Below are 19778 nucleotides of genomic sequence, written 5' to 3'. Positions count from 1 at the left end.
ATTCAAAGTTTTAAATGATAATATTCAATTCGTTCGGTGGAGGTGGAAGTGTCAGAGTTTCACCTGTACCTTGGGATTTACTGCCCATTTCAATTGATGAACTCACCCATCGAAAGAAGGTTGTCAATGTATTACTATCGGTGGTATCCAATTTGACAACTTCATCCGTCAGCTCCTTTAAAAAAGAAACTTCGGCTTTAGGACCAGCTGCACAACCAACAATAATTCCAAAATCCATTGCTTTGATTTTGGGAATGCACATCCGATATTTCTGAATATCGGATGGCTTTCCATCGGTGAAAACAAAGAGCAGAGGCTTCCAGTCACCCTTTCGTTCGGTCGATCCCTTGACCAGTTCATTGTCTATCATTTTAAGCAGCATTTCGAGTGCCTCTCCTGTATGAGTTGGGCCGCTTTCGGGGCAATGTATTTCTACTGGCTGAAAGCTTGCCAAGTCGGTCAAAGGAACTAGATTATGAACTTCACGATCAAAGGTAATGACACTGATATGCAAGGAATCCATCGCCTGTGGATCCGTACGGAGCATACTAATGAGCCCATTAAAGCCATTATTCAATGCTTGTATGGGCTCACCACGCATAGATCCTGAGGTGTCGAGCAGAAAGTAGGCTAATAATCGTCTGTTCATAACTAAGCTACTATAACTAACTCCGATGGCGGTGGTGGTAGCTGATCCAATCCAGTTACCTCTTTGCCTGATTCCTCAACTTTGGTCGACGTAGTGGATATGGAAGCCGTTACCCATTGAAAGAATTTTGAGATGCTTTCTGAATCTGCACTGTCAAGACGTACTACAGAATTAGTAATTTGTCTTAAAATAGCATCATCAGCCCCCTGTCCTGCTGCACAACCGACAATCAACCCTTTATTAACAGCCTTTAGTTTGCTATACCCTTGCTGCCAATTATCCGTTGGGATACCGTCGGTCATAACAAAAATCAGTGGCTTCCAGTCCCCTTTCTGTTCCAGTGTGGTCGTGGTTACCTCTGTTTCCAGTTTATCAGCAAGTAAGGCCAAGGCTGCTCCCAAGGAAGTCACACCAGAGGCTTTAATATCAACCATCTGGAAGGAAGCCAAATCGGTCAAGGGTACAATCTGCCTAGCGTCAGAGTCAAAGGTGATAATACTGACAAAAGCGGTCTCGATCGCTTGAGGATTTTGACGTAGGGAATGCATCATCATCTGTACACCGTTTTTAACGGCTTCAATTGGTTCTCCGGTCATTGAGCCAGAAGTATCCAATAATAGATATACGGGAAGTCTTCTCATGGCTATAAAAATTTTTGCTGAACGGTTTTAATAGTCTCTTCCAACTTACGGTCTTTAGTTGGCTCTCCAATGGCATTAAATTTCCATTCACCATTGCGTTTATAAAATACGCCCAATACCATGGAGACGTGCCCAGAAAAGCCCTCACCTTTAGCAATATTGTAGGTCGCAAATACTTCATTGACCCGGGAAGGTGTACCCTCATAAATCCGGATAGAGGCAAAAGGAATAGTCCCGAAATCATGCCCACGATAACTGTTGAGCACAAACGCGACATGAGTTACTTGACTATTAAGCTTAGAAAAATCAACCGTAATGATTTCATTATCCAAGCCATCATCGCCATCCATGTCTCCCGTCAAATCGTCGCCACTGTGACTAATGGCTCCATCTCTAGATCGTAAACTCCCGAAGTACACAACATCAACATTATTTTTAGCTTCATCGAAAAGAATACAACTGGCGTCTAGATCTACCGCTTCTTTCTCTGTTCCGCCGAGCCAATTTTTCCTTTCAATAGCTCCCCAGTTCACACCTACACAAACATTTTGCAATACTGTACCATTACCCTTTTGAAGGTTGATACGTTGCCCTTTTTGAAGATTAATTCCCATTTCTTAATTGTATTTCGTTAAATAATCTTCCAACCCACCTTTCATGCCCATACCCACAGCTTCAAATTTCCACTCACCATTCCGTTTATAAATACGGCCAAACTCGACAGCAGTCTCTATGGAGAAATCCTCTTCCAATTCGTATTTCAATAGTTCCTCATTGGAAACAGTGTCGAGAATACGCATAAAGGAATTGCGTACTTGTCCAAAGTTCTGACCTCGTGATATTGCATCGTGAATGGTAATGACGATGCATATTTCTGTCGCTGTATCTTCAATCTTCGCTAGATCTACGATGATTTGCTCGTCGTCTCCATCCCCATCTCCCGTAAGATTGTCACCAGTATGAACTACTGCCTCATTTGGAGATTTTAGGTTGTTGTAAAAAATAAAATGTTGATCCGAAAGGATCTTTTTGTCTTCTCCAAGAATAAATACCGAAGCGTCCAAGTCAAAGGCGCTTCCTGTGGAAGAACTATTGGTGTCCCAGCCTAGGCCGATTGTAAATTTGGGTGCATTGATGTTTTCTCTTTGCCCTTTTTGTAAATTGATTGCCATGATTTATGTTGTTTTAGTTTTATAATATTCTGTTGGTAATGCACTATAGTATGGTAGTTATTGCTAATTGCTAGATCGAACAATTCACAGCTTTTTTCTACCGGGATTTGATTGACGACCTGGAAAAAATCTACTTCATTTAACAAGAGTAAATATTTAACCAAGCGTGTATTGAAGTGAAAACTACTACTGTTAATGATCCGTACAAGGTCGCCCGGTGATTTGACATCAAAGTAATTGTACTTATTCTCAATATTGGGATGGATAGACTGGTTGACGAGCTCAGCATAATAGACAAAGAAAAAAGTCCCCTGCACGTTATGATCTTTTAGTATTTTTTCAACTGTCAGTTCGTGGCTTCCAGTGATTTTGATATCATCTAAAAAAATACAGAACCTATCTGCTATAAAATTCCGATCCAAATGATAGGTATCGTTGGCAATAAGTTTCAAGCGTTGTTCAGAGTCCATATTTCCATAGTCCTCCACATAAGTCTGTTTGCGATGGATCTTACTTTCTTTGCATGCGGCCTTGCCATGCTGAAACAAAAATCTATTTAACTCCCGTTTGAAATAGGAACATAAAAAATTGGATGCTGTCGGAATGGAGTTATATGGGCTAGGCAGTAAAATAATCTCTTCTTGTTCGAGAATCAAATTCTTATGCTTTGCCAAAAAACCCATGCACAGTTCTTTCGCAAACTTCTCGGCATAAATCGTCTCTCCAAACTTAAAGCGACTGTATTCCATTTCTGAAAAAGGACATACATGCTGATGTTCAACATGATGTAAGCTATATCTGTACATCATAATTTATTGGATTAATATTGCGTTAAAACCATAATTGATAGCGCCATTATAATCTGCTTTTTGATTATCACCTATATGGACAATATCTTTTTTCTTGATCGTTCGCTGTTGTCTTATTTTTTGGAAAACAAGTTCAAAAGCTGTATTATTTGGCTTGGAAACCCCTATTTCATCTGAATAAAGTTGAAAAGAGAAGAAATCCGATAGCTCATAATATTCGAGTACCCGACGTAACACGGTACCGTCTAGAAATGCAGTATTGCTTAAAAGACTTAGGGTCTTCCCCTTGGAAACTATTGCTTCGAATACGCTTTTCTGATTATCATTCAGGAGAACAGGCTTATATTCCCAAAAAAGAATATCGACTTCCCTCGTGAATTCCGTCAAACGCTCTTTGAGATCTGTATCGAGATCAACCCCTAATTCACTTAAAATCAAACAGTAGATAAACTCACGATCTATATGTTTTCCTGTTATCTCACTGATCTGATTACTCAAAATATCGTAATGCCGGACGACTTTACCTATATCCCCGATCTTTTTATCGACGCAAAAGAAATCCCGTAGCAACATATTTCTCTTTTGTTTGAAATGAGGATTTGATTTGATGAGTGTAAGCCATAGATCAAAAGAATAGTGTTCAAATAATGACGTATCAATAACCATAATGATTTCCTATTTTGATCCGGCCGTCCATTGCATTCCCCATCGGTAAGCCTTGTCACAGTCTCCATGCGAAGTATGGAAAGTCACCAGCTTTCTGACAGTGATTGAATTTTGAGAAAAGAGTATTTCAGCAATCGCACAGAATTTGTTGTGACTGGATTGTGCTCCCATCTGTACTTCTATTTCCGCATTACCAGGGACCTTTACAGTGACAACACCATTTGTTTCTTGCCAACGTGCTGCCCCTTCGTAAATGAAACAGTAGATAACCATCCGTTTCAGGTCTTTTAGTCCAGCCGGATTTACAATGATATTTTCTCCAGAACCCGAGCTAGCCCCTCTATCATCACCAGTATGCCATATCCAGGGTTCAGCCACATAACGTCCTTGCCGGGTCAAACGATCCTTGGTCCCTCCCTTGCCACCGGAAAACTGAAGACCATCGATAACGGTTTTCTCTCCGTTATTCAACTCATAGAAACATCCCAGATCCAGGTCGATATCCTTACTGAATAAACTTCCAAATATTCCCTTTTTTGTTCCTTTTGACCAATTCAAATTGATATTGATCTCCTGTGTAATTGGATTACCTTTTTTTGATAAGTCAATAAAATGCGAGTCACCTTTCTTTTCAAGGGTGATTTTCTCTAGGTTAATAGCCATAATTTATATTATTTTATAATTTGTCCTTTATAATATTTTGACAGGAAGAAGGCTAGATCTTCTTTATAGCCCATACCAGAAGCTTCAAATTTCCAGCTATCATTGCGACGATAAAGACGCCCGAACTCAACGGCAGTTTCAAGAGAAAAATCTTCTCCTAATTCGTATTTCGCAACTTCTTGTCCATTGCTATCATCTACGATTCGTATGTAGGAATTTCTTACCTGTCCATAATTTTGCCTGCGGGCAATCGCATCATGGATGGTAACCACAAAGGATATTTCTGTAATTCGTGAATCTACTTTTGATAAATCAACTTGAATACTTTCATCATCTCCATCGGCACTATTTCCACCGGTTGGATCATCACCTGTATGATGAAGTGCGCCATCTGGAGAATCTGTATTTCCATAAAAAATAAAGAAAGGTTCAGCTGGTATCTGTTTGAATTGATCAATCATAAATGCGGATGCATCTAAGTCAAAATCATTCCCTGTTCCTTCATTAGGATCCCAGCCCAATCCTATGGTAATTTTTGTAAGTCCAACTTCAATACGTTGTCCTTTTTGTAGGTTAATAGCCATATTAATCTGCTAATAAATGTATCGTTAACTCCAGCAGTTAAGCATTTGATTAAAACATTGCTAACTCGCTTAAAACAAAACTAGCTTGATTAAGGCAGTCTTTTTTACGGGAAACCGTAGCTCATAAAAATTAAATCAGAATCTTAACATGAAATTCAAAATATGATTTTACGTAAAAATAGTAAACTACATTTCAGTATGTTACAAGCTATTTTTACCATCATTTTGTCTTATAGTTTTGTCAACAGAAGTACTTTAGATAAAACAATTACCTTATATTCTAGAGATAAGCAGCAATACGATAAATACCGCTTTAAAACTTAACGTAATCGACATACTGAAAGAGGATTTTTTTAAGAAATTTTGATACCTTTAGAAAATAACAACCAGCAATTTATTAATCTATGAGTGCAAATGTTCCTATTGTAAGGTCAGTGTCCTGGCCAGCTGTTTTAATACTGATTGCCTTCTGGATGGTCCTGGTGGTAGCTTCCTTATTCTTATTCCAACTTGAGGGCATGATAGTCGCCTCAGTTCTTTTTTTCATTTTAGTAACAGCATTGCAACAGCTCATTCCAAAAAGTCACAAAAAGGGAATGAAAGCAGTCAAACAGAATGACTTTAAAGGTGCGATTGAATATTTTAAACAGAGTGTCGATTTTTTTACAAAAAAGGAATGGTTAGATAAATATCGGGCAGTTACCATGTTTAGCGCTTCAAAAATGAGCTATCGGGAAATGGCGCTCTGTAATATTGCATTCTGTTATTCGCAGACTGGGCAAGCCGAAAAAGCAAAGGCGCTCTACGAAGAGATCTTGGAAAAATATCCGGATAATGGAATCGCTTACTATGCGCTAAACTCAATCAATACCTTTTCAAATCAGGCTGATTAAATGATCGCGCATTTAGCTGGATCTCTCATAAGTCGGCTGTTACAAATGATCATAAAAACAAATAAGGGCTATCGGTGGATAGCCCTTTCTCATCATCTTATTGGTTAAAATATGGCACTAAATATCCTGAATGCATCAGATATCGTATTTTCGGCAAGTAAACCAACCTCGTTATTTACCTTGCTTTCACAAAAGTAGCACGATACCCTCAAGATTCTTTACGGAAAACCGTAATGGAAAAAGTTATATCAGCTCAGCATCTCTACAGTGTGCAATTAGCTGGGCATTGTTGGTAAAACCATAAGATTCTTTCATCAGATTAAGGCGCTTCTCGATTGTGCTCAGGCTGGAAGCTTTAGCACCTAACTGTTTGAGTATTTCAGGCATCTGATATTGTGGAATACCTTGATATAATAAATTAACAATCTGTAAGTCAAGCTGGGAGAATTCAAATGCATTTAGATCTTGGACAGCCTTCTTATTATCTGCAGATTGATATGTTCTACCTTGATACACCATCTGGAGGGCTTCTTTTAGATGCTCTCTTCCGCGGCGTGCCTTCAAAACATAACCATCAATTTGTTTTTCCTTGAACATTTCATGGACTATTGTCGTGATCTCTTGCACGGTCATTACAACAACTTTAATATCCGGCTGAATAGATTTAACTGCTTTAATCAGCGAAAGTCCATCCTGAATCTCCTGATCAGAACCATCATCCTTAAAATTAATATCGGTAATAAGTAGGTCATATGGTTCTCCGGCACGGATAGCATTCTTGATCCAAGCGAGGGCATGATCACAATAATAAACATATTCGGGATCAACTACTCCCAAGTCACGCAGTGTTACTTGTACTGCAAAATTTTCTGTATCGTGGTCTTCGGCAATAAGTACTTTTTTAAACATACAACAATCATCTTTATATTAATGGGATATTGACAGTAATGCTGAGCCCTTCTCCCGGTTCACTGACAAAGATAATTCCGCCACCTAGACTTTCAATACGGGAAACCGTATTCGCCATACCTTTTCCCTGAGGTCTTTCTGCTGGTAGGCCAACACCATTATCTTTATAAAAAATTTTAAGCTGTTGGTCAGATTTTTCAATGCGCACGACGACCCGCTCGGCCCCACTATGCTTTTTCATATTGACCATAAACTCTTGTAGTACATGTTTTATTTCTTCTTTAATACGCTTACTGACATCGGACCATTGCTCAGCATCAATTCCAACGATCGATATACGACGACTGTTCGAGCCATAGGGCTTAAGTAATGTAGAAATTTGCTCATTATATGGAACTTCAACGGTAGGCCGTTGCTCAACGTTATGTGAGATATCCCTCGATTGGTTGTAAATAATTTCTAATTTATCAAGCAGCACTTCACGATCCAGATCATCTCGATATTCAACTTCCGTCATCACATGATAAATATCGTTTGCTACAACATCATGTACCTTCTTCGAAAGATGAAGTTGCGTTTCTTTAACCTTGTTCTCGGCTTCGAGTTCAAGACGCTGCTTGCGTCGTTTGTACCAGAGGGTTCCCCCACCAACAGCCAACAGCAGTAAAAAGATACTTGCTCCAGTAATGGCTCGTTGTCTGACAAGACGGTTTTGCTTTTCGGAATTTTCTTTTTCTAGCCGCAGGTTATCGGCCTTGTTTTTTTCGACTTCATAGCGGATAAGGGCGAATTGGTTTTTGGCAGCGGCGCGGGCCTGCTGGATGCTGTCGTTGAGCGCCAAATAGGTTGATAGATACCGTTGAGAATTGAAGGAACTAGTTTGAATTAGGCCTCTTAATGCATTCAACTGATCATCCGCGCTATTTATTACATTCGCTATTTCATATTGCTTATGTAGATAATAAATAGATGAATCTGAGTTTTTATGGTCATAATATTTAGCTAAACTCGCATAACTTGAATTCTGACCCCAACGATCTTTTTGACTAGTCCTTATCGCTAAAGCTTTATGATAGTCCGGTACGGGATTATAGCTGTTGTCTGCAATCCATTTTGTTTTGGCTAAATTATTTAAAAACTTGGCGTAGTCCGTTGTTCCACTCGGGACTTTTGACAAGATTTCTTCGGAAAGCTTAATTGATTCGGCATAACGTTTTGCATTTCTTAGGCAGACGGCAAGATTATTTATATAAATTAGTGTATTTTCGGGATTAGTGGAATATTTTATAGCCTGATGATAATAAGGGATAGCTTTATTATATTGTTTCAATTCGTCGGTCGAATTAGCAATAGTATTATAAGCAAAGGACAACAATGTGTCTTGTTTTAAATTACTCTTCTCTAGAAATTCGATTGATTTTAGAGATGTTTCTTGTGCTCCAAAAAAATCACCTTGATCATACTCATTGATTCCAATAAGAATTAAACTTCTTACAACCGTCAAATTATCATCTTCTTTAAATGCTTGTTCTTTTGCCAATTCAAGGTAAACGAACGAACTATCATACACCCCTAGGTTATAGAATGACAGCGCTTTTAGGTAGTAATTTCGACTCTCCCCTTTTACCTTGCCTTGTTTCTTTTCAGAACAGGAGAATATACCTAAGATGAAAAATAGGAATAAAATGAGTTTTCGCACGGCTAAGTTTTTTCTAATTTATCCAAAAAACTTATCTAAATCAACAACAAAAAAAAAAGAGAGTGATTTACATCAACTCTCTTTTTCTAATATTAAAAATTAACCTTTCGGTGGTGGGTTTCCTTTATCTCCCCCATCTCCATCATCACCAGGATTTGGTGGTGGTGTGTCTGCCGTTTGCACTGTTGGTGTTCCAGTGTTTTGTTGTGCATTAGACGGTTGGCCGATTCCAAATAAAAAATATAATATTAAACTCCACATAACTCAAAAAATTTAAAAGTCAAAAACCTGGTAGGCCCCGTGCACCATGCACGGGATTGCTACAAATGTTTTCAGAAGGCCTTCTGAATTTTTTGGGAAGTAAGAGTGTCAATCGCGGGAGGCAGAAGCTGCTTCCCAAACCGGCTAATGACTACCGCGAGATCTTCTCATTGTGAAATCAGATTAGTATCTTAGTTTATATTTTAATCGATTTATCATCTGACTTCGAGAACAAAGTTATAGCCGTTAACAGCCTTTTTATCATAGATTTCCGATGTTTCCAATGTTTCAAAAATTTCCAGTCTAGATCGAATCGTTTTCCAAAATTTCCAAAAAGGAAGTAATATTTATTGCTTACGGTTTTCCGTATTTTCCGATGGTGGGGTTATTTTAATTTTGTTCAAATGTTTGAGAAATTTCAGAAGGCAGTAAGGAATGCCTATTTAGTTTTAAAGTTGAATAACAAACTTGTGTTTGTTAGCCGTGAACGACCATCAACCAAAGATTTGAGAGATTGGAGCTATCAAATTTTAGTAAAAGGGCTAGCAAGAGAAGATCTCATTGTCTTCCATCGTTTTTTCAATCCTCAGAATTCAGATAAGGATTTGGAGAGTATAGTTAATACTTTCGACTTAGATAAACTGAGGAATTTAAGAAACTTTATAATTGGCAGCACCACATATAGAGCACAGGAAAATGTCGTAAAACTACTTGCTATTTTGATAGATTTCCAACCCCGGCCTTACTGTAGTGAGGACTGGAAAGAAAGTTCAACCGAACCTGAAATAACGACGTCTGAAGAAAATTTCTCTCCAAATGAAGCAACCGTCAATATAGATATTGCTGCTCAAGACAACGAACTCCATCAACCTTCAGTAGAACCTCCTGAGATTACAAATAGCAGAGACTCTTTTGAAGAAAGATATAACCAACCAAAAGACAATCAGTTTCCAATAAAGGAGAACGATAACAAAAACAGTAATACGATTACTAAGGGATCGAGCGCTGTATATGGAGAAAACAGCGCTCAGTTGAGCGAAGATAATAATATCAATAAATCTTGTACAGAAACAACTAATGGCACAAAAGATGGTCCCTCTACATCTGCTGATTCAAATATTATAAACACTGAAAAGTCCCCAATAAATCCAACTGACGCAGTGGATAAAAAATATGAAAATGACAGACAGAAAGATCAAATAAAAACTCCTGGTAATATTTTCCTATTAAAAAAGAAAAAACAAAAGCTTTTATTGTGTGGAGCAGGTGTACTTACTTGTGCTGCATTAGCAATTATCATCTTTGATCCTCCTCTAAACGATTGCATGTGCTGGAATGGAGAAAAATATATTGAGGTAGATTGTCAGAGTAAGACACAGCCATATCAAGTGATAGGCTTAGATAAAAACAAACTCGAGGGATTTGTAAAAATAACGAGACCAGATACCCTAGGTCCAAAGGATGTAGGAAGAGTATGGTATTCAAAAATCAATCATGAGGTGGAATTTTTTACTGGACCGGGTTATCATCCCACAGAATTCGGACGTTCCCTAAAGGCGGCCACCACGCGGATTTTAGATAGCTACGCAGGGGCAAACGCCAAAAGCGATCAAAACAAGAAATATGGAATTATGCAAAAACAATAACCGTTATTTAATTCCAAATTTCCAAACGCAAAAAAAGCCGCGACTTACGGCGCGGCCTTAAATAAACATATGATTCCCTAGTGGTTTGTCTTTTATTACTGGCAAACCACCAGTTGTAAAATTCTATTTATACGAATTGATCGATTTGGATACTTTCCAGTCATTCCCCACATGCTCCAAGGTAACTAAATCTGTTTTGGTGAAGTTTTCAAACTTTAGAGTCACTTTCGCTACCATATAATCAGCTGATTCTTCTAAGATGTCGGTGCTTACTGTACAGTTTAGCTTCTCTCCTTTTTGCTTTTTCAAGGATTTAACAACTTCGCTACGGTTGTAAGACTGTGCATTCGAAGATTGGATTTTTTGATTTAAATCTTCGGCGAACAATTGCTCTACTCCTGCTGATTCACCCTCTGTGGTTACCGCAACATAGTGATCGAGTGCTAAGTCTGCTGTAGAAAGGTTAACGTTTGTTTTTGTTGCTTTTGCGCCAGGTCCTTCAGCTGCCATAGCAAATGTTGATACGGCGATTAAGGCTGCTGCTGCGAATGTTTTTACTAGCGTTTTCATAATGTCTTTTTTTATTGTGTTAGTTTTTAGTTCTTAATTGTTGACTCAAAACTACAACACAATAGACCCCTAGCCTACGGGCTTTAGACTAACGATCGGGAAAACTCGGTGAATGGAGGAAATAGGGAGGTGAATATTTTTTATTATATTGATATGAATCAACGATCAAATTATTTATGAATATACAGTCTAATACAGCTGCTAATCAAGCGAAAAATAAAATGTATGGAGCATTGTTTGGCATTGCGGTTGGTGATGCATTTGGTGTACCATTTGAATTCAGGTCGAAAGAAGAAATGCTAAAAAATCCAGCTACCGAAATGATCGGATTTGGCAGCCATAATCAACCTATGGGTACCTGGTCAGATGATACATCTTTAACCTTGTGTCTTGCAGACTCGCTGTTAGGTGGATATGATTTGGTAGATATCTCCAAAAAATTTATAGCTTGGAAGGAAGGTAAGCTGTGGACAGCAAGAGGAGAAGTCTTTGATATCGGCATCACCACGGCTAAATCGATCGGTGAGCTTAAAGATATTATCGGATCCGGGCAAATCGGAGAGCTACATTTGCTAAAATATCGGGCGAGAGAACAAGACAACGGCAATGGTTCGTTAATGAGAATATTACCCCTTTTATTTGAGATCAAAGGACTTAGCCCGTCGGAACAATTCGAGAAAATTTGGGAAATTTCCGCCCTAACGCATAAGCACATACGCGCTGCAATGGCATGTTTTATCTATCTTAAATTAGCCGAACTCATTTTGCTAGGTTTGGCCAAAGAGCAGGCTTATGCTGAAATGCGGAATCAAGTTTCAAAGTTCTGGACGGACATCAATTTCCCTGAGTCGGAAATAACTCATTTTAATAGCACCATTTTGCATGACATCCGATCTAAGACACATAATCAATTAAGGTCCAGCGGTTATGTGATCGATAGTCTAGAATCAAGCCTATGGGTTTTTATGGAAAAAGACAACTATAAAGACACTGTATTATCTATTGTAAGCCTTGGTGAAGATACAGACACCGGGGCTGCGATTGCGGGCGGATTAGCTGGTTTGTACTATGGGCTGGAAAGTATACCTGAAGATTGGCTTTTGAGCATCGCCCGCTATGATGATATCAAATTGCTAATAGAAAAAATAGCGAAGAGATATTTGGATTAGAAATTCGATAATAATGTCTAACAAGTAAGAGCTTATTTCAAAAATGTCAATTTAAAAAATCGAAACATTTATTTTTAAAACTATTTTAAATCGACAGCTGTTCTTACTATACAAAGCGGCTATTAGCTGCCTTTCAAAAGAAAGGTTCAACATAAAAATTGGCGTCGTACAGTGAAAATCCAATTGTCTTTAAAAGCGTTGGATGACGAAACAAAAAAGAGGAAACGATAGGAAACATAAAAATTACTGTACATGTAAACGCTAAGAGAAAGGGTCTGATGAGAATCAGGCCCTTTTGACGTAAAAAAGCCACATCTCTCGACCTGGCCTTAATAAACATATGATTCACTAGTGGTTTGTCTTTTATTATTGGCAAGCCACCAGTTACTGGATACTACTTATACGAATTGATCGATTTGGATACTTTCCAGTCATTGCCCACACGCTCCAAAGTAACTAAATCAGTCTTGGTGAAGTTCTCAAATTTCAAAGTCACTTTAGCGACCATATAGTCTGCCGACTCCTCGATGATAGCTGTGCTTACTGTACAGTTTAGCTTTTCGCCTTTTTGTTTTTTCAAGGATTTAACCACTTCGCTATGGCTGTTAGACTGCGCATTGGTAGCTTGGATCTTTTGATTAAAATCAGCTGCAAATAACTGCTCTACATCTGCTGATTCTCCCTCAGTAGTTACCGCTACATAGTGCTCTAAAGCGAAGTCTGCGGTAGAAAGGTTAACGTTTGCTTTTGACGATTTTGCTCCAGGTCCTTCAGCTGCCATAGCGAAAGTTGATACTGCGATTAAGGCTGCTGCTGCGAATGTTTTTACTAGTGTTCTCATAATGTCTTTTTTTTATAGTGTTAGTTCTGTTGTTCTTATTTGTTGACTCAAAACTACAACACAATAGGCCCTTAGCCTACGGGCTTTAGACTAACGATCGGGAAAACTCGGTGAGTGGCGGGAATGGGGAGGTGAAAAGTCTTATAGCAGTATTTACTTTTTTACGGTTATGTTAATCTTATCGTCTGCCATATTTGAATATCGGTCTCTTGCTGAAAAAGTGAGTTCAAAATCCCCCTCGACAGTTGGCAGCCCAGATAATTTCATTTGTTCTCTATCAAAATGCAGCCAATTAAATTGGTCTTGGTTAATACTGTAAACCAACCGTTCATCATCTATATCTTTAAAATAATTTTTTGGGACGGATATCTCGAATTTCTTTCCTATTTGAACTGTTGTATCAGAAAGAGAATTATAGACAAAAGGCTTAAACAGTTTTGAAGTATTAACCCAATATATATCAGATTCGGTTACTCCGCTTTCTCCAATTTGCAATCGAGTAAAAAACAGGAACTTATTATCAATAGTTACAAATGGTCTTCTGTCCCAATCTTTTGAATTTATTGTTGAATGAACAATTTGCGGCACAATCCAATTATTGTGTATATCGCGGTAACTGATATATAGATCAACTTTACTTTCATCGTTTGTATATCTACAAAAAATTATGTAATCCTCTTTTGGAGAAATAAATACACTTTCCTCATCATTTGGGGAGGCAAATTCCGGTATGATATCTGCGCTTGGATGCGCATTACCCACGAGCTTTGAATAGAATAAATCAGCGTTGTGGCAATTTTCCTTTCCCTCGCAATTTCTGTTGGATGAAAAATAGATTGTACCGTCATAAGTCATGCAGGCGTTTGCTTCCCTACTTGCCGAATTTATTGGAGCTTGTATCATATTTGGAATCCCCCACTCACCTTTAACTTTCTCAAGTATCCAAATATCTGTGGAGGCGTTGTCCTTTCCAGCATTACTTTGACTAAAAAGTAAGGATGTACCATTAGGTGAAAAATAGGGTAAATAGACACACTTATTTCTTAATGGTTCAAAAGCTACAGGTTTAGTCCACTTTTTGTTGATTTTTTTAGCATGAAATATCGCTCCACTGAAATCTTCTTTATCGAGTATTCCAAATGCTAATTCCCCGCCATTAGGTGTAAATGAAATACCATGTTCCAGTCGGCCTTTTACTGAAATGGTACCTGGGGCAAAAACAATAGGGATAGAATCAGGGTAGGTTTGCCCAAAATAATCTACCGAATCGGTAATCGATTTACAACCAATTAATAGAAAGATTAGAATAAGAGGAATGATTATTTTAGTCATATATCTGAATTTACGAATGCTCAGGAATCATGCCCAACCAATCTATTCCATTATCTTTATGTACTCGCATCTTAGCATATTTTCTTCTTCTTATAAATACAGCTACATTTTTATTTCCGTTTTATTGCGGGTGGCAGCTCTTCGTAATAATCTTTTATATAACGACTAAATGGATCTCCTGTAAGACCGATACTATATTCAAATAAATCAAAATCAAATGTGAAAGAAACTTCCTTATCCAGAAAAACCTTATTCTTCTGGTAGAGCTCTTCGTCTATAAAATAACTGACATCTTTAAACAAGAAGGTTTCAGTAGTCACTTGATCCTGAAAAAGTTCATAAAATTTTTCATAAGGAATATGAGAGACATTTAAATAGCCAAAAACGTAATCGGCTCCTTTTAAAACAATTTGTAAATAAAGTTTATAATAATACTTTTCGGTCATAATTAATATATCCTTGTGGCAATACTCACTTCATAAAGAAAACTCATCATCACTCATGAATACTTAAAGTTAATCAAAAAGTCTGCCTTATACTTGAGCAAAAGAAAAAAGCCAGATCTCGCGACCTGGCCTTTAAACTAAACTTAAACATATGATTCACTAGTTGTCTGCTACCGAGCAGACAACTAGTTATTAAATACTATTTATACGAATTGATCGATTTGGATACTTTCCAGTCATTCCCCACACGCTCCAAGGTAACTAAATCTGTTTTGGTGAAGTTTTCAAATTTCAACGTTACTTTAGCAACCATATAGTCTGCCGATTCCTCGATGATAGCTGTGCTTACTGTACAGTTTAGCTTTTCGTCTTTTTGTTTTTTCAGGGATTTAACCACTTCGCTACGGCTATTAGACTGTACATTAGTAGCTTGGATCTTTTGATTAAAATCTTCTGCAAATAGTTGCTCTAGGCCTGCTGATTCTCCCTCAGTAGTTACCGCTACATAGTGCTCTAAAGCGAAATCTGCGGTAGAAAGGTTAACGTTTGCTTTCTCTGATTTCGAACCTGGTCCTTCAGCTGCCATAGCGAAAGTTGATACTGCGATTAAGGCTGCTGCTGCGAATGTTTTTACTAGTGTTCTCATAATGTCTTTATTTTATTGTGTTAGTTTATTTATCTATTCTTATTTGTTGACTCAAAACTACAACACAATAGGCCCTTAGCCTACGGGCTTTAGACTAACGATCGGGAAAACTCGGTGAATGGCGGGAATGGGGAGGTGAATGTTTACGAATTACTGATTACGGAGAATTATATTCACAATTAAAGAAATATAAGGGCAATCGACACAAAAACTAAAATTAAATAATAAATAAAGAGAATTAATAGTCAATATTTATTTAATTTGCACTCGATTTCACTACAAATACAAAAACTTATTTGGTAACACAAATAAGTCTATATATACCACAAAAATCAATTGAATTATAACATATAAATGCTTCATTCATTCAAAATCTCCTCGTACTTACTTTTACTGTGCTTTTTATTTAATTCATGCAAAAAAAATGAAGAGACTATCATTCCAGAACCTGTAAGAATTGTCATTAAACCAGATGAAGTTTACTTAAAACGTGAAATACAATTTTTAGGGGCCAGGCTGTCAACTGAAATACAGAATCTGCCGGTAGGTGACTCAGATGAAATAAACTGGACAGTCGAGAACACAAGAATTGCAAGTTTAACACAAAATCCAGAAACAAAAGAAGCTTCAGTATGGCCTGAAGGAGCTGGCGAAACATATGCAATAGCAACCCTCGCGAATGGCAAGGCAACAGCAAAAGTAAAAATCATTGTAACAGATGCCAATGACTACAAGTTTAGGTTAGTACTAAAGGACAAAGGGACATCTTCTCATACGTTGAATAATCCTGAAACATTCTTATCAGAGAAGGCTATCCAGCGGCGGCAGAAACGAAACATCGCAATCGACAATTCCGATCTTCCGATTTCGGAGGACTATTTAAATCAAATTGAAAAGATAGGATGTAAAATTGTCTCCAAAAGTAAATGGCTAAATACCGTCACGGTACATTGTGTAGATTATTTCCTTATTGACAACTATAAAAATCTCCCCTTTGTGCACTCCGCAGAAAAAGTATGGGAAGGGCCTAGGGAAAACTTGACCGAGAAAGGAAAGTATAAAGATATCCCGCAAAGGGTATCCAACAATACCACTAATAATAAATTGGACTATGGCGGAGCTGCCTCCAATATAAGCATAAATAATGGACAGGTGCTTCACGAGAATGGTTTTAAAGGAGCAGGTATCGATATTGCTGTCATCGATGCCGGTTTTTTGAATCTTAAAAATAACCCAGCTTTTAAAAATGTGAATATCAAAGGTGCTAAATCTTTTGTCTATGAAAACGATGATCCATATGCGGTCGATATGCACGGAGTTTGGGTAAGTTCCTGTATGGCTGTCAACCAACCTGGAACATATGTGGGTACCGCACCGGAGGCAAATTACTGGCTGCTGCGCTCTGAAGATCAATCATCTGAACAGCATGTTGAAGAGGACTACTGGGCCAGCGCTGCTGAATTTGCGGACAGTGTTGGTGTAGATATTATTAATTCGTCACTTTATTATGGTCCAGAAAGTTTCTACAATCCTGCTTATAAATTTGAAGAGATGGATGGAAAGACCACATTTGCCACAAGGGCTGCTAACATAGCAGCCAGTAAAGGTATCTTAATTGTCAATTGTGCGGGCAATGACAGAAGCTGGGTAGGGAGTCCGGCCGACTCTCCTCATGTACTTACAGTAGGTGCGGTATATGATAATCGTAGGGTAGCATATTTTACATCTTGGGGAGTGACAGTAGATGGCAGAATGAAACCGGATGTTATGGCCCTAGGTGGAGGAGCATGGGTAATCGGGGAATCAGGCGTCGGTGAAACACGTAGCGGAACCTCCTATTCGAGTCCTATACTTTGTGGCTTAGCCGCCTGTTTATGGCAAGCTTATCCGCAATTGAGCAATAAAGAGCTAATGGATGTAATACGCAAATCAGGAGATCGAATCAATACTCCGGTTATCCCTTATGGTTATGGTATTCCTGACATGAAGAAAGCAATGGAAATAGCAAAAGAGATCAAAAAATCAAGAAAGCTTTAATAGGGATATTAAAGCTACGGGGAGTAATGACTCAAAAAAGCCAGGTCTCAAGACCTGGCTTCTAAACTAAACTTAAACATATGATTCACTAGTGGTCTGTAGCCTGCCTGAGCTGACAAACCACTAGTTGTTAAATTCTATTTATACGAATTAATTGATTTGGATACTTTCCAGTCATTACCCACACGCTCCAAGGTAACGAGATCAGTCTTGGTGAAGTTTTCAAATTTCAACGTCACTTTAGCGACCATATAATCTGCCGATTCCTCGATGACCGGATATCATCCGAAAAAACATCCATATCCATCATGATCGATTTCATCCAACAATAATTGCAGATTAGTACACTCGGGTTTCGGTTCATAAGCCTCCCATTTGCCCGATCCTCGCATCCAATAGAGTTTCCAAATTTTAGCTGCTTTCACAAAGCGAAGCTTTGCAAACGGTAATTCTACAATATTCGTTGAGTCATTCCATTGTGGTCTGATTTCAAACAGTAAAGCCGTTTTCCCATCCCACGAATAACCAAAATCCAATTTTTTGCGCACTTCTACATCTTTCGGTCTTTTGGAATCTATAAAGCTTTTCAACTGAATTTTAATCATTGAAATAAGTTCTTTTTTATGCATCATAGTTACAAATTTAAATTTATCGGCTTATTTTTCCATCTCATACCAATGATCTAACACACTTTGCTGAACTAAAATTTTTATTTGCGCTTATTTATAGTTGTTTTTTGTAAACAAACGGCTGATACTCCGATACAATTTTATCGATTAACTCATCCCTACACGATGGATTGATGAGATCAAAATCAGCATAGCGTTTCCCTAAAATTCTTTGATAATCTTCGGCACACTTGTTTTCTTTAACCATTCCCATACTTAAACCAGCCCTTTCATTACATACTTTACTTCATCTGGTCTCCTGCAGTATGCGACCATTTTCAAAGTTATCATTATCGCCGAATCGAAATACAATGATCTAAAAAAGCTAGATCGCCCGACATGACCTTAATATATAGATGTTTCACGAGATCGGCCTTGGTAAAAACTTCAAATTTCAACATTACTTTTGATTCGAGGTTATTATCCTCAAATTCTTTATTAGGGAAAAAAGTACAATACATATCCACCATTATCCATTCCATTCAAACCAAGCTGATTATACCTTTGTATCATAACTTTGAAACAATTTAAACATTAAAAAAATGAAAACAATTATTACAATAATCAGCTTAGTGATGACTTTATTGAGCACTTCTATTTTTGCTCAAGGGAAAAGAGTACCAGCTTCTGCCGGAAGAGCAGAATACATCGAAGTAGAAAAGGGAGTAAAGCTCCATGTAACCGACCTTGGCGAAGGTAAGCCTATTGTATTGATTCACGGTTGGCCATTGAGCGATGAAATGTACGAATACCAATACCAATATCTATCCCGCAGAGGATTCAGAGTGATTGGAATTACACTTCGTGGTTTTGGAAAATCAGATAAACCTTACGGAAAGTATGACTTTGATGTTTTTTCCGATGATATAAAAGTGGCTCTGGAAAAACTGGACATACAAAATGCTACGCTTGGAGGATTTTCGCTCGGTGGCGCAATAGTACTGCATTATGTAACAAAATATAACTCCGCCCATATAAGCAAGCTAGCGCTGTTTGGAGCGGCAGCACCATCGTGGAAACAAAGGGAAGGTTTTCCTGACGGATTGCCGGATGCAGCTGTACAAGGATTGATAAACGCAACCAAAACACAAAGACAGGATCTGATCGCAAGTTTCGGTGCAGGCTTCGTGGCGAAAGAGGGCAATATCTCTAAAAACGTAGAAAAATGGTTGGAGAATATCAACTTACAGGCCTCTCCTTATGCCATGACAGAATCGATCACCGCACTCCGCGATTTGGACCTACGCCCCCAGCTTTCAAAAATCAATATTCCTGTGACCATCTTTCAGGGAGTGTATGATAAAAACTGTCCGCTTGTTTGGGCCGAACAATTACAGAAAGGCATAAAAAATGCAACGCTTATCCGCTTTGAAAACAGCGGTCATGCTTTGTTCGTCGAAGAAATGGAAAAATTCAATACCGAGCTGGAGAAATTTGCAAAATCATGATGAATTGCAAAACAGGAGAGCAAGAATAT

General features: G+C 38.1%; 22 protein-coding genes. 5 read left to right on the top strand and 17 right to left on the bottom strand.

The window, feature by feature from the left end:
- Nucleotides 1-10: 10 nt before the first annotated feature.
- Genes K2F45_RS06655 through K2F45_RS06620 form a run of 8 tightly spaced genes read right to left on the bottom strand, consistent with a single transcriptional unit; the run spans nt 11 to nt 5184 of the window.
- Nucleotides 11-649 carry a vWA domain-containing protein gene (locus K2F45_RS06655; RefSeq protein WP_075991486.1) on the bottom strand — a complete coding sequence of 213 codons (639 nt, stop codon included), beginning with the start codon at nt 647-649 and terminating at the stop codon, nt 11-13.
- Between the two features lie 2 nt (nt 650-651).
- A complete protein-coding gene (locus tag K2F45_RS06650) occupies nt 652-1290 on the bottom strand; it encodes a vWA domain-containing protein (protein WP_075991485.1) in 639 nt (212 codons plus the stop codon).
- 2 nt (nt 1291-1292) lie between these two features.
- On the bottom strand, nt 1293-1904 hold the full coding sequence (locus tag K2F45_RS06645; RefSeq protein WP_075991484.1) for a TerD family protein: 612 nt from the start codon (nt 1902-1904) through the stop codon (nt 1293-1295).
- 3 nt (nt 1905-1907) lie between these two features.
- Nucleotides 1908-2462: a TerD family protein gene (locus tag K2F45_RS06640; RefSeq protein ID WP_075991483.1), complete on the bottom strand. Its 555-nt coding sequence runs from the start codon at nt 2460-2462 to the stop codon at nt 1908-1910.
- Nucleotides 2396-3271, bottom strand: coding sequence for a phosphoribosyltransferase family protein (locus K2F45_RS06635; protein WP_075991482.1), 876 nt, complete (start codon nt 3269-3271; stop codon nt 2396-2398). Before K2F45_RS06635 ends, K2F45_RS06640 begins: the two co-directional genes overlap by 67 nt.
- Nucleotides 3272-3274: 3 nt before the next feature.
- A complete protein-coding gene (locus tag K2F45_RS06630) occupies nt 3275-3937 on the bottom strand; it encodes an HAD family hydrolase (protein WP_075991481.1) in 663 nt (220 codons plus the stop codon).
- 9 nt (nt 3938-3946) lie between these two features.
- A complete protein-coding gene (locus K2F45_RS06625; protein WP_075991480.1) occupies nt 3947-4600 on the bottom strand; it encodes a stress protein in 654 nt (217 codons plus the stop codon).
- 8 nt (nt 4601-4608) lie between these two features.
- Nucleotides 4609-5184: a TerD family protein gene (locus tag K2F45_RS06620; RefSeq protein WP_046674360.1), complete on the bottom strand. Its 576-nt coding sequence runs from the start codon at nt 5182-5184 to the stop codon at nt 4609-4611.
- A gap of 404 nt (nt 5185-5588) precedes the next feature.
- On the opposite strand from K2F45_RS06620, the gene K2F45_RS06615 reads away from it, so the two are divergent.
- The gene (locus K2F45_RS06615; RefSeq protein ID WP_248933199.1) at nt 5589-6077 is read left to right on the top strand and encodes a tetratricopeptide repeat protein; all 489 of its coding nucleotides are present in this window, start codon (nt 5589-5591) and stop codon (nt 6075-6077) included.
- A 243-nt stretch (nt 6078-6320) separates the two neighbouring features.
- Here the strand turns inward: K2F45_RS06615 and K2F45_RS06610 are convergent, their stop codons facing one another.
- From K2F45_RS06610 to K2F45_RS06600, 3 genes are all read right to left on the bottom strand, one after another.
- On the bottom strand, nt 6321-6986 hold the full coding sequence (locus K2F45_RS06610; RefSeq protein ID WP_075991477.1) for a response regulator: 666 nt from the start codon (nt 6984-6986) through the stop codon (nt 6321-6323).
- Between the two features lie 13 nt (nt 6987-6999).
- A complete protein-coding gene (locus K2F45_RS06605; RefSeq protein ID WP_075991476.1) occupies nt 7000-8685 on the bottom strand; it encodes a tetratricopeptide repeat-containing sensor histidine kinase in 1686 nt (561 codons plus the stop codon).
- 99 nt (nt 8686-8784) lie between these two features.
- Nucleotides 8785-8946, bottom strand: a complete 162-nt coding sequence (locus tag K2F45_RS06600) for a hypothetical protein (protein ID WP_157625944.1) — start codon at nt 8944-8946, stop codon at nt 8785-8787.
- Nucleotides 8947-9350: 404 nt separating this feature from the next.
- Here K2F45_RS06600 and K2F45_RS06595 point away from each other — a divergent pair, with 404 nt between their 5' ends.
- Nucleotides 9351-10592: a hypothetical protein gene (locus K2F45_RS06595; protein ID WP_075991475.1), complete on the top strand. Its 1242-nt coding sequence runs from the start codon at nt 9351-9353 to the stop codon at nt 10590-10592.
- Between the two features lie 123 nt (nt 10593-10715).
- Here K2F45_RS06595 and K2F45_RS06590 read toward each other — a convergent pair whose 3' ends face one another.
- Nucleotides 10716-11162: a nuclear transport factor 2 family protein gene (locus K2F45_RS06590; protein ID WP_075991474.1), complete on the bottom strand. Its 447-nt coding sequence runs from the start codon at nt 11160-11162 to the stop codon at nt 10716-10718.
- Nucleotides 11163-11338: 176 nt separating this feature from the next.
- Here K2F45_RS06590 and K2F45_RS06585 point away from each other — a divergent pair, with 176 nt between their 5' ends.
- Nucleotides 11339-12331, top strand: coding sequence for an ADP-ribosylglycohydrolase family protein (locus tag K2F45_RS06585; protein ID WP_075991473.1), 993 nt, complete (start codon nt 11339-11341; stop codon nt 12329-12331).
- Nucleotides 12332-12725: 394 nt separating this feature from the next.
- Here K2F45_RS06585 and K2F45_RS06580 read toward each other — a convergent pair whose 3' ends face one another.
- From K2F45_RS06580 to K2F45_RS06565, 4 genes are all read right to left on the bottom strand, one after another.
- Entirely contained in the window at nt 12726-13172 is a 447-nt protein-coding gene (locus K2F45_RS06580; protein ID WP_157625942.1) for a nuclear transport factor 2 family protein, read from the bottom strand.
- A gap of 153 nt (nt 13173-13325) precedes the next feature.
- Complete coding sequence (locus K2F45_RS06575) at nt 13326-14504, bottom strand: putative Ig domain-containing protein (protein WP_075991471.1); 1179 nt, start codon at nt 14502-14504, stop codon at nt 13326-13328.
- A 110-nt stretch (nt 14505-14614) separates the two neighbouring features.
- A complete protein-coding gene (locus K2F45_RS06570) occupies nt 14615-14950 on the bottom strand; it encodes a hypothetical protein (RefSeq protein WP_075991470.1) in 336 nt (111 codons plus the stop codon).
- A 199-nt stretch (nt 14951-15149) separates the two neighbouring features.
- On the bottom strand, nt 15150-15596 hold the full coding sequence (locus K2F45_RS06565; protein ID WP_075991469.1) for a nuclear transport factor 2 family protein: 447 nt from the start codon (nt 15594-15596) through the stop codon (nt 15150-15152).
- 354 nt (nt 15597-15950) lie between these two features.
- Between K2F45_RS06565 and K2F45_RS06560 the strand changes: the two genes are divergently transcribed.
- On the top strand, nt 15951-17633 hold the full coding sequence (locus K2F45_RS06560) for a S8 family peptidase (protein WP_075991468.1): 1683 nt from the start codon (nt 15951-15953) through the stop codon (nt 17631-17633).
- A gap of 281 nt (nt 17634-17914) precedes the next feature.
- Here the strand turns inward: K2F45_RS06560 and K2F45_RS06555 are convergent, their stop codons facing one another.
- Nucleotides 17915-18265: a DUF3024 domain-containing protein gene (locus K2F45_RS06555; protein WP_248933198.1), complete on the bottom strand. Its 351-nt coding sequence runs from the start codon at nt 18263-18265 to the stop codon at nt 17915-17917.
- A gap of 578 nt (nt 18266-18843) precedes the next feature.
- On the opposite strand from K2F45_RS06555, the gene K2F45_RS06550 reads away from it, so the two are divergent.
- Nucleotides 18844-19749 (top strand): alpha/beta fold hydrolase, encoded by a 906-nt coding sequence (locus K2F45_RS06550; protein ID WP_075991465.1) that lies wholly within the window; start codon nt 18844-18846, stop codon nt 19747-19749.
- Nucleotides 19750-19778: the final 29 nt, after the last annotated feature.

Source organism: Sphingobacterium siyangense (genome assembly GCF_023277505.1).
Lineage (GTDB): Bacteria > Bacteroidota > Bacteroidia > Sphingobacteriales > Sphingobacteriaceae > Sphingobacterium > Sphingobacterium siyangense.
The sequence above is the reverse complement of the archived record's forward strand: the minus strand, read 5'-3'. Positions and strand labels throughout refer to the sequence as shown.

Bases quoted from the DNA above. Each gene is read 5' to 3' on its own strand.
- K2F45_RS06570 (WP_075991470.1), bottom strand. From the start codon at position 14,950: ATGACCGAAAAGTATTATTATAAACTTTATTTACAAATTGTTTTAAAA.
- K2F45_RS06560 (WP_075991468.1), top strand. From the start codon at position 15,951: ATGCTTCATTCATTCAAAATCTCCTCGTACTTACTTTTACTGTGCTTT.
- K2F45_RS06645 (WP_075991484.1), bottom strand. From the start codon at position 1,904: ATGGGAATTAATCTTCAAAAAGGGCAACGTATCAACCTTCAAAAGGGT.
- K2F45_RS06640 (WP_075991483.1), bottom strand. From the start codon at position 2,462: ATGGCAATCAATTTACAAAAAGGGCAAAGAGAAAACATCAATGCACCC.
- K2F45_RS06595 (WP_075991475.1), top strand. From the start codon at position 9,351: ATGTTTGAGAAATTTCAGAAGGCAGTAAGGAATGCCTATTTAGTTTTA.
- K2F45_RS06630 (WP_075991481.1), bottom strand. From the start codon at position 3,937: ATGGTTATTGATACGTCATTATTTGAACACTATTCTTTTGATCTATGG.
- K2F45_RS06550 (WP_075991465.1), top strand. From the start codon at position 18,844: ATGAAAACAATTATTACAATAATCAGCTTAGTGATGACTTTATTGAGC.
- K2F45_RS06620 (WP_046674360.1), bottom strand. From the start codon at position 5,184: ATGGCTATTAACCTACAAAAAGGACAACGTATTGAAGTTGGACTTACA.
- K2F45_RS06580 (WP_157625942.1), bottom strand. From the start codon at position 13,172: ATGAGAACACTAGTAAAAACATTCGCAGCAGCAGCCTTAATCGCAGTA.
- K2F45_RS06635 (WP_075991482.1), bottom strand. From the start codon at position 3,271: ATGATGTACAGATATAGCTTACATCATGTTGAACATCAGCATGTATGT.
- K2F45_RS06575 (WP_075991471.1), bottom strand. From the start codon at position 14,504: ATGACTAAAATAATCATTCCTCTTATTCTAATCTTTCTATTAATTGGT.
- K2F45_RS06565 (WP_075991469.1), bottom strand. From the start codon at position 15,596: ATGAGAACACTAGTAAAAACATTCGCAGCAGCAGCCTTAATCGCAGTA.
- K2F45_RS06615 (WP_248933199.1), top strand. From the start codon at position 5,589: ATGAGTGCAAATGTTCCTATTGTAAGGTCAGTGTCCTGGCCAGCTGTT.
- K2F45_RS06555 (WP_248933198.1), bottom strand. From the start codon at position 18,265: ATGATGCATAAAAAAGAACTTATTTCAATGATTAAAATTCAGTTGAAA.
- K2F45_RS06650 (WP_075991485.1), bottom strand. From the start codon at position 1,290: ATGAGAAGACTTCCCGTATATCTATTATTGGATACTTCTGGCTCAATG.
- K2F45_RS06600 (WP_157625944.1), bottom strand. From the start codon at position 8,946: ATGTGGAGTTTAATATTATATTTTTTATTTGGAATCGGCCAACCGTCT.
- K2F45_RS06585 (WP_075991473.1), top strand. From the start codon at position 11,339: ATGAATATACAGTCTAATACAGCTGCTAATCAAGCGAAAAATAAAATG.
- K2F45_RS06590 (WP_075991474.1), bottom strand. From the start codon at position 11,162: ATGAAAACGCTAGTAAAAACATTCGCAGCAGCAGCCTTAATCGCCGTA.
- K2F45_RS06610 (WP_075991477.1), bottom strand. From the start codon at position 6,986: ATGTTTAAAAAAGTACTTATTGCCGAAGACCACGATACAGAAAATTTT.
- K2F45_RS06625 (WP_075991480.1), bottom strand. From the start codon at position 4,600: ATGGCTATTAACCTAGAGAAAATCACCCTTGAAAAGAAAGGTGACTCG.
- K2F45_RS06655 (WP_075991486.1), bottom strand. From the start codon at position 649: ATGAACAGACGATTATTAGCCTACTTTCTGCTCGACACCTCAGGATCT.